The sequence below is a fragment of the Phytohabitans aurantiacus genome (assembly GCF_027923225.1).
Taxonomy (GTDB): domain Bacteria; phylum Actinomycetota; class Actinomycetes; order Mycobacteriales; family Micromonosporaceae; genus Phytohabitans; species Phytohabitans aurantiacus.
The window spans coordinates 51001-67632 of record NZ_BSDI01000047.1; the positions used below are offsets into that span (position 1 = coordinate 51001).

16 protein-coding genes are annotated in these 16632 nt (G+C 70.2%); 9 read left to right on the plus strand and 7 right to left on the minus strand.

The genetic code is table 11. The features are described from left to right. Window positions 1-15 precede the first annotated feature (15 nt). Window positions 16-1311, minus strand: a complete 1296-nt coding sequence (locus QMG73_RS34535; RefSeq protein ID WP_281902836.1) for a lysine N(6)-hydroxylase/L-ornithine N(5)-oxygenase family protein — start codon at window positions 1309-1311, stop codon at window positions 16-18. Between the two features lie 114 nt (window positions 1312-1425). Between QMG73_RS34535 and QMG73_RS34540 the strand changes: the two genes are divergently transcribed. Beyond that, window positions 1426-2370 carry a methionyl-tRNA formyltransferase gene (locus QMG73_RS34540; RefSeq protein ID WP_281902837.1) on the plus strand — a complete coding sequence of 315 codons (945 nt, stop codon included), beginning with the start codon at window positions 1426-1428 and terminating at the stop codon, window positions 2368-2370. A gap of 46 nt (window positions 2371-2416) precedes the next feature. Here QMG73_RS34540 and QMG73_RS34545 read toward each other — a convergent pair whose 3' ends face one another. The 4 genes from QMG73_RS34545 to QMG73_RS34560 form a co-directional block, all read right to left on the minus strand. Beyond that, window positions 2417-3070 (minus strand): SRPBCC family protein, encoded by a 654-nt coding sequence (locus QMG73_RS34545; protein WP_281902840.1) that lies wholly within the window; start codon window positions 3068-3070, stop codon window positions 2417-2419. Further along, window positions 3067-3414, minus strand: a complete 348-nt coding sequence (locus tag QMG73_RS34550) for an ArsR/SmtB family transcription factor (protein WP_281902842.1) — start codon at window positions 3412-3414, stop codon at window positions 3067-3069. The genes QMG73_RS34545 and QMG73_RS34550 overlap by 4 nt, the downstream gene beginning before the upstream one ends. 31 nt (window positions 3415-3445) lie before the next feature. Then, window positions 3446-4741: a response regulator transcription factor gene (locus QMG73_RS34555; protein ID WP_281902844.1), complete on the minus strand. Its 1296-nt coding sequence runs from the start codon at window positions 4739-4741 to the stop codon at window positions 3446-3448. Between the two features lie 123 nt (window positions 4742-4864). Next, window positions 4865-6424 carry a peroxidase family protein gene (locus QMG73_RS34560; RefSeq protein WP_281902845.1) on the minus strand — a complete coding sequence of 520 codons (1560 nt, stop codon included), beginning with the start codon at window positions 6422-6424 and terminating at the stop codon, window positions 4865-4867. A gap of 190 nt (window positions 6425-6614) precedes the next feature. On the opposite strand from QMG73_RS34560, the gene QMG73_RS34565 reads away from it, so the two are divergent. Continuing rightward, the gene (locus QMG73_RS34565) at window positions 6615-7097 is read left to right on the plus strand and encodes a DUF2231 domain-containing protein (protein ID WP_281902846.1); all 483 of its coding nucleotides are present in this window, start codon (window positions 6615-6617) and stop codon (window positions 7095-7097) included. 67 nt (window positions 7098-7164) lie between these two features. Here QMG73_RS34565 and QMG73_RS34570 read toward each other — a convergent pair whose 3' ends face one another. Further along, on the minus strand, window positions 7165-7452 hold the full coding sequence (locus QMG73_RS34570) for an adhesin (RefSeq protein ID WP_281902847.1): 288 nt from the start codon (window positions 7450-7452) through the stop codon (window positions 7165-7167). Between the two features lie 101 nt (window positions 7453-7553). On the opposite strand from QMG73_RS34570, the gene QMG73_RS34575 reads away from it, so the two are divergent. Both QMG73_RS34575 and QMG73_RS34580 read left to right on the plus strand, forming a co-directional pair. Continuing rightward, complete coding sequence (locus QMG73_RS34575; RefSeq protein ID WP_281902849.1) at window positions 7554-7817, plus strand: hypothetical protein; 264 nt, start codon at window positions 7554-7556, stop codon at window positions 7815-7817. A 22-nt stretch (window positions 7818-7839) separates the two neighbouring features. Then, window positions 7840-8154, plus strand: coding sequence for a type II toxin-antitoxin system PemK/MazF family toxin (locus tag QMG73_RS34580; RefSeq protein ID WP_265253285.1), 315 nt, complete (start codon window positions 7840-7842; stop codon window positions 8152-8154). A 937-nt stretch (window positions 8155-9091) separates the two neighbouring features. On the opposite strand, the gene QMG73_RS34585 is transcribed toward QMG73_RS34580, so the two are convergent. Then, window positions 9092-9817, minus strand: coding sequence for an IclR family transcriptional regulator (locus QMG73_RS34585; protein WP_281902852.1), 726 nt, complete (start codon window positions 9815-9817; stop codon window positions 9092-9094). 140 nt (window positions 9818-9957) lie between these two features. Between QMG73_RS34585 and QMG73_RS34590 the strand changes: the two genes are divergently transcribed. The 5 genes from QMG73_RS34590 to QMG73_RS34610 all read left to right on the plus strand — a co-directional run bounded on the left by QMG73_RS34590 (window position 9958) and on the right by QMG73_RS34610 (window position 16158). Continuing rightward, entirely contained in the window at window positions 9958-10719 is a 762-nt protein-coding gene (locus tag QMG73_RS34590; RefSeq protein WP_281902854.1) for an IclR family transcriptional regulator, read from the plus strand. An 81-nt stretch (window positions 10720-10800) separates the two neighbouring features. Further along, window positions 10801-12330 carry an arabinosylfuranosidase ArfA gene (gene arfA / locus QMG73_RS34595; RefSeq protein WP_281902856.1) on the plus strand — a complete coding sequence of 510 codons (1530 nt, stop codon included), beginning with the start codon at window positions 10801-10803 and terminating at the stop codon, window positions 12328-12330. Next, complete coding sequence (locus tag QMG73_RS34600; RefSeq protein WP_281902858.1) at window positions 12330-14267, plus strand: DUF2264 domain-containing protein; 1938 nt, start codon at window positions 12330-12332, stop codon at window positions 14265-14267. The genes arfA and QMG73_RS34600 overlap by 1 nt, the downstream gene beginning before the upstream one ends. Next, window positions 14246-15535 carry a BNR repeat-containing protein gene (locus QMG73_RS34605; RefSeq protein ID WP_281902860.1) on the plus strand — a complete coding sequence of 430 codons (1290 nt, stop codon included), beginning with the start codon at window positions 14246-14248 and terminating at the stop codon, window positions 15533-15535. The genes QMG73_RS34600 and QMG73_RS34605 overlap by 22 nt, the downstream gene beginning before the upstream one ends. 83 nt (window positions 15536-15618) lie before the next feature. After that, window positions 15619-16158, plus strand: coding sequence for a CHRD domain-containing protein (locus QMG73_RS34610; RefSeq protein ID WP_281902862.1), 540 nt, complete (start codon window positions 15619-15621; stop codon window positions 16156-16158). Window positions 16159-16632 lie beyond the last annotated feature (474 nt).

The following is a 16632-nucleotide window of genomic DNA, read 5'->3' on the forward strand; positions in this document are numbered from 1 at the left end:
GGAAGGTTGCCAGGTTCACGGGCGGCCCACCGCCGCCGGCTGGCGGTCCACGATGGACCCGAGGATGTCGGCGACCCGGACGGCCGTGTTCGACAGCAGCGACGACGTGATGCCGTGCGTGTGCTCGGTGCCGCCCTGCAGGTATACGCCGGCGCGCAGCTCGGGCGCGGTGACGACCCGGTAGTCGCGGGCCACCCGCAGGCGCCCGCGCTCGTCCTGCCGGCAGTACCGGGCGAGCCCGCCCAGCAGGTGGGCCGGATCGGCCGGCTGGTATCCGGTGGCGTAGATGACCACGTCGGCGTCGAGCACGCTCTTGGTCCCGGTGGCGAGAGACTCGACGGTGACCTCGACCTTTCCGCCGCCGGTACCGAAACCGCCGGTCTCGACCGCCTCGACGACGCGCGAGACGTTGAAGAGCCGCAGCCGCTGCTCGCCGAGCACCTTCTCCCGGTAGACCCGGCGGTACAGGTCGGCGATGAGGTCGACGTCGACGACGGAGTAGTTGGTGTTGCCGTGGTAGTCCACCAGGGCCTGCTTGACGTCCTGTGGCGCGTCGTAGAACTCGCCGACCGCCGCGGGGTCGAAGATGCGGTTGGCGAAGGAGCTGTCGTCGGCCGGGCTGTACCCGTACCGGGAGAAGACCGCGCACACCTCCGCGGACGGGTAGCGCTGATGCAGGTGGCCGGCGACCTCGGCGGCGCTCTGCCCGGCGCCCACCACGACGAACCGGCGCGGCTCGTCGGAGAGCCCAGCGAGCCGGTCGAGCAGGTCGCTGTTGTGCCAGATCCGGTCGGTCACCGTCACGCCGTCAGGCACGCAGGGGCGCAGGCCGGTGGCGAAGACGAGGTTGCGTGCCAGGTACACCGCCTCCCGGCCCTCGGCGCGCGCCCGCACCTCGACGAGCTCGATACCGTCCGCACCGGACACCGGCTCGACGGCCACCACCTCGTGCCCGTACCGCACCTGGTCCTCGACCCGGGCGGCGGCCCACTCGAGGTAGTCGTGGAACTCCACCCGGAGCGGGAAGAGGTTCTTGTGGTTGATGAAGTCGATCAGCCGGCCCTTGCTGTGCAGGTACCGCAGGAACGTGAACTCGCTGCCGGGATTGCGCAGCGTCACGAGGTCCTTGAGGAACGAGACCTGCATGGTGGCGTCGTCGAGGAGCATCCCTCGGTGCCAACCGAACCGTGGCTGGCGTTCAAGAAAGATCCCGTCGAGCGATCCGCCACTCTCCGTCAACGCGATGGCGAGCGCCAGGTTGGACGGGCCGAAGCCGATCCCCACGACGTCGTACACCGGTAGCTGTGACATGCCCGTCCCATCACTCGGCGTTGCGAACTTAGGACAGCCTTGCTTAAGTTACCGTGTTAGGCAAGCCTCAGATAACCAGAGATAACCAGGTCACGTTTCGCGGAGGGGACATTCATGCGGGTAGTCATGTTCGGATACCAAACCTGGGGTCATCGCACCCTTCAGGCCCTGCTGGACTCCGAGCACGAGGTCGCGCTGGTGGTCACCCACCCGCCGAGCGAGCACGCGTACGAGAAGATCTGGGACGACTCGGTGGCCGAGCTGGCCGAGAAGCACGGGGTGCCGGTGCTGATCCGCAGCCGGCCGGACGACCTCGTCGAGCCGCTGCGCGCGGTCGACCCCGACGTCATCGTGGCCACCAACTGGCGCACCTGGATCCCGCCGGAGGTCTTCAACCTGCCGCGCCTCGGCACCCTCAACGTGCACGACTCGCTACTGCCCGCGTACGCCGGCTTCTCGCCCCTGATCTGGGCGCTCATCAACGGCGAGCCGGAGGTCGGCGTCACCGCGCACATGATGGACGAGGTGCTCGACGCGGGCGACATCGTGATCCAGCGGTCGGTGCCGGTCGGCCCGACCGACACCACCACCGACCTGTTCTACCGCACCCTGGAGCTGTTCGGTCCAATCACGACGGACGGGCTGGCGCTCATCGCCACCGGGCGCACCGACTGGGTCAAGCAGGACCGGTCGAAGGCGAGCTTCTTCCACAAGCGGTCCATCGAGGACAGTCGCATCGACTGGACCTGGACGGCCGCGGAGATCGAGCGCCTGGTTCGCGCGCAGTCCGACCCGTACCCGAACGCCTTCACCTATCACCGCGGCGAGCGACTGCGGGTGGTGTCGGCGGCGGTCTCCGAGGGCCGCTATGGCGGTACCCCAGGCCGGATCTTCATCCGCGAGGGTGACGGCGTCGTGATCGTCGCCGGCGCGGACGCGCGCCGCGGCCGCGATCCCGGCCTGGTCGTGCGCCGCGTCCGCACCGAGGACGGCACCGAGCACGCCGCCACCGACTACTTCCGCACGATGGGCGGCTACCTCACGAATCACCCCGCGTGATCAGGGCGTCCCTCAAGTCGTTCTAACGACTTGAGGGACGCCCTGATCACGGGGCCTGGGGCGGGACGTAGAACGCGGTCGTGTTGGCCACGCGGCGGGCCGTGTCCTCCGGGTCCCACCCACTGTCCAACATGGCCGTGCCCCACGCTTCGCTGCTGCGCGTCGCGAACTCGCGGCCCTCCGGCGACGCGTCGAACGCCGCGCGCTCCTCGGGTGTGAGCCCGCCACCACTCAGGTACAGGGCGATCCCGAGGAGCGCGAGGTCCCAGCCGACGCCCACCGCGCCCGGCCCGTACTCCTCGTCCATCTTCGGGTCGACGACGGCGGCGTGCACCAGTTCGAACGCGGTCGTGGCGCCGCCCGCCTCGGGCGAGAGCCGCACCGTCACCTCGGAGACGTCGGTCGGTTTGGGGTTCTCCCCGTAGACCCAGGTCACCTTGAGGTGCCGCGGCGGTTCACAGTGGAGGATCTCGCCGCCCGCGTTGCCCACCAACTGATAGCGCCCGCCGACCTTCAACTCCCCCGTCACCGGCATGAACCACCGGTTGAGGCGCTCGGGGTCGGTGATGGCGTCCCACACGTCTTCTATGTCGGCGGGATAGCTGCGCTTCAACGTGACCGTCGCGGCATCGCCGGCCGGGATCGCGGCCCGACCGAGTCCACGTTGGACAGCGGCCAACTCGTCGAGGATGTCCTTCATGCCTCATCCTTCTGCTTCAGGCGGCGCTCCCGCTTGCCGCGGGCGAGCTCGGTCGCCAGCGCGTCGAGACGCTGGTCCCAGAAGCGCCGGAACGTTTCCAACCAGAGGTCGACCTCGCGCAGCGGCGCGGCGTCGACGGCGTACAGGCGGCGGGTGCCCTCGGCCCGGACGGTGGCGAACCCGTTGTCGCGCAACACGCGCAGGTGCTGCGACACGGCGGGCTGCGAGATCCCGAACTCCCGCTGGATGGCAGCGGTCACCGCACCGGAGGTCTGCTCACCCTCGGCGAGCAGCTCCAGGATGCGGCGGCGGACGGGATCACCGAGGACATCGAACGCGTGCACGGCCAACAATAACGGCGACGGCTTATATAAGTCAATCCTGGTGTTCGTCCAACAACTCCAAGAGCCCCAGGGCGTGAGCGGTGGCCAGGGCGCCGGCCCGGTTGCGGGCACCGAGCTTGCGGAACAGCCGCGCCTGGGTGTTCTCCACGGTCTTCTCCGCGATGCCCAGCGACCGCGCGGTCTGGCGTACCGTATGGCCGGCCGCGATCGACCGCAGGATGTCGCCCTCGCGCGTGGTGAGGTCGGGCAGGCCGCCGTCCGGCTCGCCGGCGCGGTTGCCGACGGCGTCGATGAGCCAGGCCGCGGCCGCCGGATCGACGGTCAGGTGGCCGGAGACGACCAGCGTGAGCGCGGGCACCAGCGCCGCGCCGATCCGCTCCGCCGCGACGATCCCGATCGCGCCCCGGCCAAGGGCTTCGAGGATATCGCCGCGGGTCATCGGCGCCGAACACACCAGCAGCACCGGTACCCAGGACTGGCCCAGCCGCGGCCAGTGCTCGGGTCCGGGGTCGACCAGGATCACCGGCGCGGCCGACGATCCGACGTAGTCGTCGACCTCCTCGCCGTCCGGCGCGGTGTCGGTGACGAACGGAATGTGCTGCGACAGCAGGGCCGCCGCGGCCTGGTGCCGGGCGGGCACATCCGGGCCGCGCAGCACCGCGAGTCGCAGGCCGCCCATCGCATACACCCTGGGGCGGCCGGGCGGCAGGCGGTTCACCAGGCCGAGGGCCGCCGCGCGGGCGACCGCGTGACTCTGGCTCGACACCGCGAGCTTCTGGTAGATCCGCCGTTTCGCGTTCTCCACTGTGCACGGTGTGAGCCCCAGCAGCTCCGCGATCCGGCTCACCGTATGGCCCGCGGCGGTCAGCGTGAGGATTTCGCGCTCCTGCTCGGTGAACCCGACACCGTTCTGGGTGCCACCGCCGGCGCGCACGGCCTCGGCGTGCTGGTGCAACAGCATCAGCAACGCGTCGAGGCCGTGCGACGACGGTACGAGGGTGTCGACACCGGCCTGCTGGCTCGCCGCCAGGTCGGAGGACGACAGTCGCTCGTAGACCACGACCAGGCGCAGGAACCGGTACCGGCCGCGCAGGTCGGTCAATGTGGACAGCGCCTCGGTGAGGCACGGCCCCGCGTCGTAGATGACCACGTCGGGACCGCACAGGTCACACAGGCCGAGCAGCGCACCGTCATCGGCGACGTGACCGACCACCGTGAACTCCGGTTGTGCGGACAGGCAGACAGCCAGCGTGTCGCGGAACAGCCGTCGGCTCGACCGTATAGCGACCCTGATGACGCGACCGTTCGACAACATTGTCCGCTGCACGGCCTGCCTCCCCGGCATCCGTCCCCAGCCCAGTTTCCAGTTTGTTACATAGACTTCCGTGAGTGTCGGACTTTTAACTCAGATGGCGCATCACCCCTGGGGGATTCTTGTCCAGATGTCCGGTTAACCTCCGCGGCTTACTGGGTCAACCCGGGCGTAGCGCAGCAAATCTGTCATGCGGAAGGTGCCCGCCGCCTGGCTCGGCAAAGTCGGCTTCCAGGTCGGCGCGACCGCGAGGTACGAGTTGGGGTCCAATTGCAACAGACCGATGAACACCTCGCCGACGACCGTACCGCCAACGGGCCCGAGCCGTCGGCCGCCGGCAAGGATCTCCGCCTCCGCCAGCGTGTAGTACCAAAGTGGCGTCTGGTTCTCCAGCGCCACCCCGTAGCCCGCGAGCTCGGGAAGGTGCAGCATCGGCGCACCGATGGTCTGTGCGATCCGCTGCCCGGCGGGGATCGACCAGGTGACCTGCCGAAGCAGGTTGCGCTGGGGCAGCGAGATCGGCGGGTCGCCGCTCGCGATCGCGCCCAGTGGCAGCCGGAACAACGGCGTCGAGATCTTGCGGTCGATGAGCTTGTTGTTGCGGACGACCCCGTCTCCGAAGTCGAAGAACGTCTGCCAGCCGATGAACCGCCGGGGCGCACGGGCACCGCCGCGCATGTCCTCCGGGTCCGCCTGACCCTCCGCCGCCGGGTCGAAGATGAACGCGAAGAACTGCGTGTTGCCCGGGTTTCCCTGGAAGTTCACCCGGTACGACGGGCGCACCTGGCTGTGGCCGAACCGGTAGCAGGCGCCCTGGAACTCGACCGGGATGAACGCCGGGCCGGGCTCCGGCCGGTACCAGCGCCGCCCGCTGTTGAGGATCTGCCGCACCAGGTCCTGGCCGATGGTCAACGGCAGGAACTCGTTCACGATGATCCACTGGTAGTGCCAGGTGACGAGCCGCCGCGCCTGCGCGAACTGGTTCGCCGCCGGTACACCCTGCGCCCGCAGGTCGTCGACCACCCGGTTGTGGGTCAGGATCATCGCGGCCTGCAAGCCCGCGATGACCAGGTTCTCGTCGTTGCGCGGGTCGGCGATGATGGCCGACCCGTCGGAGTTGCGCGGCAGGTCCTCGAAGCGGCCACCCGACTCGATGCGCAGCTTCACCCGGTCCGCCTGGTACAGGTTCGGGCTGGCGGCCGGCCCGCCGCCGTACACGGAGTCGAGGTCAAGTGCCGGCGTCCGGACGTTCTGCGTGCTCTCCGGCGGCGTAGGTACGCCGAGGACCGACGTCGTGTCGAACGTCATGTCGTGATCGAGGAACTGCCCCAGGAACGTCATGCCGGCGGTCATGCCGGGGTTGTCGGGGTTGTTCGCGAACGCCGCGGGATCCGTGATCAGCTCGACCGGCGGCCTGGTCAGGTCGTCCTTCGCGTCAAGCAGGCCACCGACCTTGCCCATGTCGATAAGGGCCGCGCGGCGCCGGTCGTCGGCGGGGACGAACGGCGGCAGGTTCGGGAACATGCGGCCGAAGCGGTCGGCGGGGGTCGCCGCGACGACGAGCGTTTCCGGGGGTGCGGCGAGCGCGCCACGAGGACCGAGCGCGACAGCTCCCGCCGTACCGGCACCCAGGCTGGTAATGACGGAGCGGCGGCTGACCTTGGGCGTTCGACGTTCTGATCGTGGGGTTTGGGTCATGGGGGATGCCCACCCTTCGTCCGTGGGCGGCGCTCGGACCGCGCCGGGATGACCACGGAGTGACCCAAATTCTTGAACGATTAGCAATCACGCCATACCGCCCCAAGGGGATTCAGTGGGAGCGCGTCCATGCCCGTTTCGCGCGTCCCGTCCCGGGTATCCCGGGGGCCTAGGCAGGAAGGAGTCCCCCATGGAGAGCCGTGTCAAGGCACTCGGCCACCCTGTCCACCCGATGCTGGTGATGTTCCCGCTCGGTCTGCTGGTGACCGCGGTGGCGTTCGACTTCATCGATCTGGTTGGCGGACCGGACGTACTCGGCGAGGTGGCCTTCTGGAACATCACGGTGGGACTGGCGGTCGGCCTGCTCGCGGCGGTCGCTGGGCTCATCGACTGGCTGGCGATCCCGCGGGACACCCGCGCCAAGCGGGTGGGCGCGCTCCACGGCCTGCTCAACCTCGGCCTCGTCGTGGTCTTCGCGATCGTGTGGCTGATCCGGCTGGGCGCCGACGGCCGCGACGCCGGCACCGCGCTGTTCATCGTCGAACTGCTCGCCCTGGGCGCGGGTGGCGTCAGCGCCTGGCTGGGCGGCGAACTGGTAGACCGCCTGGGCGTAGGCGTAGACGACGAAGCCAACCTAAACGCCCCCAGCAGCCTCCGCCCGAGCCGCACTTAGGAACAGCGAACGACCAGGTCAGGGATTCGGGCCGGGGGTGACCGGCCCGAATCCCCCAATCGCAACCTCAACCAGGCTGCTGCTCAGCCACCGCGAACTGCACCGACCCACTCGGATCCACAGCCGCGTCCAGAGCCTTGTCATCCAGCAGCTCAGCCGCCGAAGACTCCAGGAAGAGCCGCGCGCCAGCCTCGTTGACCACCTGGTCGCCTTCGACAGGCTCCGGGGCGAGGCTGAGCGTGAGCGCGCCCGCGCTCGGGTCGGTGGCGATCCGGAGGCCGGTGCCGTCCGGCACCTGGGGCTGTTCGGTCAAGCTGCGGATCACCGCTACCGCATTGTCAGTCAAGGTAAGCATTACGCATCCTTTCGACTTCTCGGTCAGCTCGGATACCAACCGGCATATCCGGCCACCGTACCCGCGATCCAGGATTCCACCACCGGCGTACCATCTCGTCCATGGCTGAAAAGGTCACGTTGACACTCAGCGCGGATACCCTGGCCAGGGCCCGCGCCGAGGCCCGCGCGGCCGGCATGAGCCTGTCGGAATGGATCGACCGCGCGGCGCGACGCGCCGCGGTCCGCGACGCCGCACGCCGCCACGAGGAGTGGCTGGCGACCGACCCCGACGCTCGCGCCGAACTCGAAGGCTTCGACCGGCTGGCAGACCGCCTCGACGGCGGCTGGCCCGAGCCACCCACCGACATGGTGGACGCCGCATGATCGAGACATCTGGCGCTCGCCCGTGAACCGGGGCGAGGTGTGGACCATCGGCGACCGCGCCGACCTGCGGTATCGCGTGGTAGTGCTCTCCGGCGACGCGCACAACGAACGCCCCAGCGCCGCACCATACTGCGCCCCGGTGGTCCGCCAGCGCGGCACCACCGACCTGCCACCCTTCGCCGTGCCGCTGGCCGAAACCGACCCGGTTGCCGGCGTGGTCGTCGTCAACCGCATGCGCCGCCTCCCCGCAACCGCCGGCGCCGAACGCATCGGCATGGTGACCGGCGCCAGCCTCGCCCGCCTCGACGAGGCACTGCGCGACCTGTTCGAGCTCTAAAGACCTTTCAACCGGGCTACCGCGGCGTCCGCCGCGGTCGGTGCCCGTTGCTCCCGCGGCCTCACCCCACGCGGTTTCACAACCCCGGCTTCATGGGGTCGTGAAAAGGCGGAGGGTGAGCCCGCGGGAGCAACGGCCCGCACCGCGACGGACATCGCGGCAGCCCTCCGCTCTCCGCGCCCGCCGCCCCGCAGCATGCGGCCGCGCCCGCCGCGCCGCTCTCCGCGCCCGCCGCGCCGCTCTCCGCGCCCGCCGCGCCGCTCTCCGCGCCGATCAAGGGCAAACGCACGTGGTTTGATCTCCGACCCATGCGCAGGCGCCGCTCGGCCAGCGCGGCACGGCGTGTCGCCACGCCGTCTGCGCCGATCAAGGGCGAATGCGCGTGGTTCGATCTCCTTTCGCGTGTATTCGGCCTTGATCGATGCGATCACCCTTGATCGACCCGCGACTGCGCCCGCGCGCGTCGCGAGAATCGGGCCGCGCCGCTCCTACAAGGCGCCGCATCCCCAACCGCGTACTGGCAAGCCCGAAGGGCGCGAGCCATGCGTCAAGGTCACCGTTGTGCGACGGGCTGTGAACGTTTTGTGCTGCTCTGGCAGCCCAAAACGTTCACAGCCCGGGTGGCGGCAGCGCGGAATGGGGCAATCCGGTCGTCAGCTGGGCGCGGCGTACGCGGATCGCTCATTCAACGGCGCCGATCAAGGAGATCCGCATCGATCAAGGGCGAATGCACGCGGAAAAGAGATCGAATCACGTGCCTTTGCCCTTGATCGGCGCGCAGAGCGGGCGCGGGCGGCGCGCAGAGCGGGCGCGGGCCGCTCGCAGAGCGGGCGCGGGCCGCTCGCAGAGCGGGCGCGGGCCGCTCGCAGAGCGGGCGCGGCACGGCGCGCAGAGCGGGCGCGGCACGGCGGGCCCGGCGCGGAACGTGGGTGCGTGGTTAGCCGAGGGTTTTGGATAGGGCTACCGCTGTGCGGGTCAGGGCGGCAGCCGCCGCGTCCTCGGCCTCGCCGGCCAGGGCTGTCGCGGTGCCCATGACGGCGATGGCGGCCACGATTTGGCTGCGTTCGAAGACGGGTGCCGCGATCACGCGTACACCGTTGTCTTCTGGGATGTTGACGGCGTACCCGCGGCGGCGCACCTCGTCGACGATCCGGCGCAGGTCGGCGGAGGCTTTGACCCGGCGGGCGACCGCGGGCGCCTCCACCGCGGGCAGGAACGCGCAGAAGACGCGGCCTTGCGCCGATCGTGTCAGGTCGAGTTGCGAACCGGTGCGGACGCTGAGGCGCACGTCGCCGGTGGTGTTGTCGAGGCAGCGGACGACGCTTGGGGCGTCGCCGTTCCAGACGCTGAGCACGGTGGTCTGGTCGGTCTCGCGGGTGAGCCGTTCCAGGTATGGCTCGGCGGCTGTCACGATCGGCAGGCCGGCGCGCGCCGCGGCCTCCAGCGCGAGGATGCGCGGCCCGAGCGTGTACTTGCCGGACGCCGGGTCGTATCGCAGCAGGTTGGCGGCCCGCAGCGCCCGGGCGTACCGGTGTGCGGTGGCTTTGCTCATCCGCAGCTCGGCGGTGATCTCGGCGAGGCTGAGCCGGGGCCGGTCGACGCTGAACGCGCTCAGCATCGCCGCTGCGCGCTGCACGGTCTGGATGGCGGGCCCATCGGGCATGTGCCGGACTTTAGTGTGTTATGCCCTCACCTGAGGTGTCGGAAGAGCGACCCGATGGGGCATCGCGATGTTCACCAACATGACATGATGACCTCTCGCGCCTCGTGATATGGCGGACACGGCGGAAAGGATGGGGCTCCGTGGACGTGTCGCCCGCGATCCAAACCGTGTCGCCCGCGATCCAGACCGTGCAGCGCGCCGCCGTCATTCTGAGCGCCTTCACCGTGAGCCGGCCGCGGTTGAGCCTCAACGAGTTGACCGCCAGCCTCGGCACCAGCAAGGCCACCGCCCACCGATACACAAAGGCACTGCGCGAGAGCAACCTGCTGCGATACGACGAGCGTGAGGCGCTGTATTCACTGGGGCCGCAGATTCTCACGCTCTCCGCCGCCGCCCGCGCCGGCATGCCGGTGATCGGCGTCGCCGGCCCGCACATGCAGCGGCTGGTGCGCGAGCTCGACGAGACGGTGGTCTTGAGCGTCTGGGATGGCGACACCGCGGTCGTGGTCCGCGTCGACGACAACACCGACCGGGTGATCCGCATCAGCGTGCGCACCGGTTCGCGGCTGTCGCGCACGGCGTCGGCGCAGGGCCGGGTGTTCTGCGCGTTCCTCAGCTCCGCCGAGGTGCCCGGGCTGGCCGCCGACCTGGCCGCCTCCCCCGAGCTGCGCCGCGAGGTCGAGCGCATCCGCGCGGCGGGTGTGTCGGCTCACACGCCGCCGATCAATGGTGTACGCAGCGTCGCGGCGCCGGTTTTCCGGAACGGCACGTTGATCGCCACCATGGCGGTCGTCGGCACCACGACGTCGGTCCCCGAGGGCGCCGACTCGCCGCTCGCCATCTCGTTGAAGCACACGGCAGCGCAGCTCACAACGGAATTGAACAGCGTCAACCCCGGATGATCGGGTTTTCGGTAATTGGCCGGAAGGCTGTCTTATTCCAACCCGTTGACGAAGCCGAAGGCCGTCCCTACGCTGGCCACGGTGAGCGATGATCAGCAGAAAGTTACCGCTACCGCCTTTCTTGATCCACACTTCGCCGTCGGTGAGGTGAACCCCCGGCTGTTCGGGTCGTTCCTGGAGCACCTCGGCCGGGCTGTCTACAGTGGAGTGTTCGAGCCCGAGCACCCGCTGGCGGACGAGGATGGGCTGCGCACCGACGTACTGGAGCTGATCCGCGAGCTGGGCACCACCATGGTCCGCTACCCCGGCGGCAACTTCGTGTCGGGATACAAGTGGGAAGACGGGGTCGGCCCGGTCGAGCACCGGCCACGCCGGCTCGACCTCGCGTGGCGTACCACCGAAACGAACCAGTTCGGGCTGAGCGAGTTCATGCGGTTCACCGCCAAGACCGGCCTGGAGCCGATGATGGCGGTCAACCTGGGCACGCGCGGTGCCGCGGAGGCGTTCGAGCTGCTCGAATACTGCAACCATCCAGGCGGCGCCGCGTACTCGGACCTGCGCCGGACGCACGGTGACGAGAAGCCGTACGGGATCAAGCTGTGGTGCCTGGGCAACGAGATGGACGGCCCGTGGCAGATCGGCTTCAAGACCGCTGAGGAGTACGGCCGGCTCGCCGTGGTCGCGGCGAAGGCGATGCGCCTCGTCGACCCCGACCTCGAACTCGTCGCGTGCGGCAGCTCGGGGCGTGGCATGCCCACCTTCGGGCAGTGGGAGGCGACGGTACTGGAGCACGCGTACGACGCCGTCGACCTCATCTCCTGCCACGCGTACTACCAGGAGCGCGACGGCGACGTCGACAGCTTCGTGGCGTCCGCCGCCGACATGGAGGCGTTCATCGACGGCGTGGTGGCGACCGCCGACTACGTGGGCGCCAAGCGCCGCGACCCCAAGCGCATCAACATCTCGTTCGACGAGTGGAACGTCTGGTACCAGGAGAACTCACCGCACCCCGAGCCGGAACCGTGGTCCGTCGCGCCGCGGTTGCTGGAGGACCTGTACTCGGTGACCGACGCCGTCGTGGTCGGCAGCCTGCTGATCACCCTGCTGCGGCGCAGCGACCGGGTCACCGCCGCGTGCCTGGCCCAGCTCGTCAACGTGATCGCGCCGATCATGACCGAGCCCGGCGGGCCGGCGTGGCGGCAGACGACCTTCTACCCGTTCGCCGACGCCGCCCGCTACGGCCGCGGCGAGGTGCTGCGGCTCGCCGTCGAGAGCCCCACCCACGACACCGCCGTGCACGGCACCGTGCCGCTGCTGCACGCGACCGCCGTGCGGGGTGACGACGGTGCGCTGACCGTGTTCGCCGTCAACCGCGACACCACCCGCCCGCTGGAGCTGGCTGTCGACCTGCGCGCCTTCGGCGGGCATGGACAAGGCGATCTCACCGGCCCGGTGACGCACACCTACCTGGCCGACGCCGACCGGCACGCCAAGAACACGCTCGACCAGCAGGACCGGGTCACCCCGAAGGCCGGCCCGAAGGTGGCGCCGGACGGTGGCGTGCTGCGGGTGGAGCTGCCGCCGCTCTCGTGGAACACGATCAGGCTCTGATGGGACCGCTGGAGGACCGGGTCCGGTCGCCGTACACCGGGTGGACGCGAGCGCACTGGGAAGCGGCCGCCGACCGTACGCTCGCCGCCGTGCGCCCATACGCCTCGCCGAGGCACGCGCTCATCGACCTGCCCGGTCCGCCCAGCGTCTCCGGACGGCACAGCGACGGGCTGGAGGGCTTCGCGCGCACGTTCCTCGCCGCGGGCTTCCGGCTCTCTTCCGGGTACGCGGACGGCACGCTCGCCGAGTGGTACGCCGAGGGCCTCGCCGCCGGCACCGATCCCGGCTCGCCGGAGCGGTGGCCGCGGGTCACGGAGATCAACCAGGCCAAGGTCGAGGCGGCGTCCATCGCGCTCGCCCTGCACGAGTCGCGGCACGTGATCTGGGACGCGCTCGACGACGCGGTACGCGAGCGCGTGGTCACCTGGCTGTCCGAGGTGATCGGCCAGCCGTACCCGGCGTGCAACTGGCTGTGGTTCCAGAACGTCGTCGAGGCGTTCCTGCGCTCGGTCGGCGGACCGTGGTCCACTGAGGACATCGAGTCGAACATCTCCACGATGGACGGCTGGTACATCGGCGACGGCTGGTACACCGACGGGTACGCGGGGCGGGACACGGCGCGCAACTTCGACTGGTACGCCGGCTGGGCGATGAACTTCTATCCACTGTGGTACTGCCGGATGTCCGGCGACCACGCGGGGCCGGAGCTGTGGACGCGGTACCGCGAGCGCCTGCACTCCTATCTCGACGGCGCCCAGCACCTGTACGCCCCGGACGGCGCGCCGCTGCACCAGGGCCGCTCGCTCACGTACCGGCACGCCGCGCTGGCCCCGGTGTGGGCGGGCGCCATCTTCGACGCCAGTCCCCTGCCGGCCGGCCGGACCAGGCGGCTCGCCAGCGGGATGCTGCGGCACTTCGCCGAGCGCGGCGGCGGGCCCAGCCCGGACGGCTCGGCACCGGACCGGCTGGAGTCGATCGGCTGGTACGGCCCGCTGGAGGCGATCCGGCAGCCGTACTCCGGGCCCGGCTCGCCGTACTGGTCGAGCAAGGGCTTCGCGGGCCTGGTACTGCCGCCGGAGCATCCGGTGTGGACAGACGTCGAGCAGCCGCTCGAAGTCGAGGAGCGAGACGTGGCCCGCACGCTCGCGGTCCCGGGCTGGCTGGTCTCGGCCACCCGCGCGGACGGCGTGATCCGGGTCGCCAACCACGGCACCGACCACGCGGCCGACAAGACGCTCAGCACCGACGACCCCGGCTACTCGCGGTACGCGTACAGCACGCACGCCGGGCCGGAGTACGCCTGCCGTCCGGTCGACAACCACATCGCCCTGCTCGACGCGGGCGGTTACCCCGCACACCGCCGCCCCTTGAGTCCGGTCTCCATCGAGGGCCGGGTCGCCATCTCCCGGCACCGGGCACACTGGCCGGTCGGCGAGCTGCCCGACGAGGAAACGTGGCCACCGCGCCAGCCGGCGTTCTGGACCGGCCCGTGCCTGACCACCGCGTCGGTGCTGCGCGGCGCCGTCGAGGTGCGGCTGGCCAGGGTGGACGGTGCGGCGCACGGCGGGCCGTGGACGCTGCGGATCGGCGGGTACGCGCTCGCGGACGCCGAACCGCCGGAGACCGAGACTGACGGGGCGACCGCCTCGGCACGCCGGCCGGACGGGTTGACGTCCACTGTGGTGGGACTTGTCGGGTTGCCGGCCGCCCGCGTACTCGAACGCTCCGGCACCAACGCCTACGGCGCGCACTCGGCGATCCCGGTCGCGCAGAGCGGCGCCGCGGTCCGGTTCGGCGAGGTCTACGCGGCGGCGGTGGTCCTGACAGGCGTGCCGGTGACGGAGCTGCCCACGGTGACGGTGGCGCCGGACGCCACGGCCGTGGTGAGATGGCCCGACGGGGAGGAGGACCACCTGTGGCTGAGTCCCCCCGAGTGAGCCTGCTCGGCGACTCGGTGCTCGACCCGACCGCCCTGTACTTCGTGTCGTACCAGGGCATCGTCAACAACGCCTCGTACCAGCAGCATGGGCTGCTCACGCACGCCGGATACCAGTACGCGGCCTGGTACACGGCGAGCCGGCACGCGGTCGTGGCGCGCCGGCGGCTGCCCCACGGAATCTGGGAGCCGGTGCGCCTGCCGCACCAGCTCAGCGTCGACGACTCGCACAACTCGATCTCGCTGGGCATGTCCCCTGTGGACGGCACCGTGCACGTGGCCATGGACACCCACGACAACGCGGTGTTCTACTCCACTCTGGACGGACCGGTCCGGCGTACCCTCGGCGACCTGGACCTCGGTGCCATCACGTACCCGCGGTTCCTGGTGACCCCCGAGGGCCGCCTCCAGATGTCCTACCGCACCGGCCGTTCGGGCAACGGCTCGCAGGAGCTCGTCGAGTACGACCGTGCCTGGCACCGGGTGGGCGCCTGGAGCTCCCCCGACGGGGCGTACACGGTCAACGGCGCGACCAGCGCGAGCCGCAACATGTACCTGCACGGCCTGGCGTACTGCCGCTGCGCCCGGCTCCACGCGGCGTTCACGTGGCGCGAGGACAACACCGCCGTCCTGACGCACCCGGGCGGGCTTGCCAACCACGACACCGGATACGTCTACAGCGACGACCGCGGGCGCACCTGGCACAACGGCGCCGGCGAGGTGGTGGCCCGCACCGGCACCGACGAGCTCGTCGCGGTCGACTCCCCCGGGCTGGTGGTCGACCCGGTCGGCGTCGACCGCGCGCTGATCAACCAGGAGTGCCTGGTGGTCGACTCGGTCTGCCGGCCGCACGTCGTGATCAGTTACGTGCCGGAGCGGTTCGTGCCGGCGGTGTCCGACTTCGTGGCCGACCGGGAGCGGTACGGCCGGGTCTACCACCTGTGGCTGGACCGCGAGCGCGGCTGGCGCAAGACCGAGATCCCGGTGCCGCTGGCCGCGTTCGGGCGCTCGCAACTGGTGCTCGACAGCGCCGACAACGCGTACCTGGTGCTGCCGTACGGCCGGATCGTCACGGCCAGCGCGGCGAGCGGCTGGACCGACTGGACGCCGCGCCTGGAGGGTGCCGGGCTGGGCGCGTTCGGCGAGGTGGTGGTCGACCGCACCCGGATGGTGACCGACGGCGTGCTGTCCATCCTGTACCAGCGGCCCTCCACCGGCGACGAGCCGTCACCGATCCACGTCGCGGACTTCGCGATTAATCACCAATGATCGTTATCGTTTTTTAGCCCCACCCACGGAGAGTGCTGGAACGATAGGCACGTTGTTATCTACCGTGGACGGGAGGCACCAAGATGATCAGGCGTACCCGACTGCTGGCTGTCGTGGCGGCCGCGGCGGCACTGGCCGCCGCCACCGGTTCAACCGCCGCCCACGGCGGCGAATCCGCCGCCGTCATCACCGAGCGGCTGTCCGGATACGAGGAGGATCCTCAAACGATCTCCACGACCGGGCAGGGCCGTTTCCGCGCCCAGATCGACGAGCGGGCCCAGGAGATCTCGTATCGGCTCACCTACAACGATCTCGTGGGCACCGTCACCCAGGCGCACATCCACTTTGGAGGGCGCGCCCAGAGCGGCGGCATCAGCGTCTTCCTCTGCACCAACCTGGGCAACGGTCCGGTCGGCACCCAGGCATGTCCCGCGGCACCCGCGACCGTCACCGGGGTCCTCCGCCCCGCCGACGTGATCGGCCCGCCCGCGCAGGGCATCGCGGCCGGCGAGTTCACCGAACTGGTCGCGGCGATCCGCGCAGGCACCACGTACGTCAACGTACACAGCTCCCAATGGCCAACCGGCGAAATCCGCGCCCAACTAGCCGGACACCACCACTAGCCCTCGCCCGCCGCCCCCTACGCGCCCCGCGGGCCTTTCCGCGGGCCTTTCCCGCCGCGCCTCGGGCCGCGCCTCGGGCCGCGCCTCGGGCCGCGCCTTTCGCGCCGGCCTTTCGCGCCGCGCCGGCCTTTTCCGCCGATCAAGGGCAAACGCACGTGGTTCGATCTCTTTTCCGCGTGCGTTCGCCCTTGATCCATGCAAACGCCCTCGATCGACGACGCATGGACCAGGTCCAAAACCAGGACCGAGATCCGAGCTACCGCGACGTCCGCCGCGCGCAAGACCGTCGCTCCCGCGGCCTCACCCTCCGCGATCCACGACCAGCAGACCGCCGCCCGGCCGCGCTTGGTCACTCTGCCCTGGTCAGATCTTGGCGCTGGACCGTCGCCATAGGCGGTTTCAAGATCTGGCTGCAACACCCACGTTTCTGCAGGTAGGAGTGGGTTGTGGCAGAGAGATTGTCCGCGTTGGAGC

Coding starts and splice junctions, on each gene's coding strand:
- QMG73_RS34535 (WP_281902836.1), bottom strand. CDS start 1,311: ATGTCACAGCTACCGGTGTACGACGTCGTGGGGATCGGCTTCGGCCCG.
- QMG73_RS34600 (WP_281902858.1), top strand. CDS start 12,330: ATGGGACCGCTGGAGGACCGGGTCCGGTCGCCGTACACCGGGTGGACG.
- QMG73_RS34610 (WP_281902862.1), top strand. CDS start 15,619: ATGATCAGGCGTACCCGACTGCTGGCTGTCGTGGCGGCCGCGGCGGCA.
- QMG73_RS34540 (WP_281902837.1), top strand. CDS start 1,426: ATGCGGGTAGTCATGTTCGGATACCAAACCTGGGGTCATCGCACCCTT.
- QMG73_RS34575 (WP_281902849.1), top strand. CDS start 7,554: ATGGCTGAAAAGGTCACGTTGACACTCAGCGCGGATACCCTGGCCAGG.
- QMG73_RS34560 (WP_281902845.1), bottom strand. CDS start 6,424: ATGACCCAAACCCCACGATCAGAACGTCGAACGCCCAAGGTCAGCCGC.
- QMG73_RS34570 (WP_281902847.1), bottom strand. CDS start 7,452: ATGCTTACCTTGACTGACAATGCGGTAGCGGTGATCCGCAGCTTGACC.
- QMG73_RS34585 (WP_281902852.1), bottom strand. CDS start 9,817: ATGCCCGATGGGCCCGCCATCCAGACCGTGCAGCGCGCAGCGGCGATG.
- QMG73_RS34545 (WP_281902840.1), bottom strand. CDS start 3,070: ATGAAGGACATCCTCGACGAGTTGGCCGCTGTCCAACGTGGACTCGGT.
- QMG73_RS34565 (WP_281902846.1), top strand. CDS start 6,615: ATGGAGAGCCGTGTCAAGGCACTCGGCCACCCTGTCCACCCGATGCTG.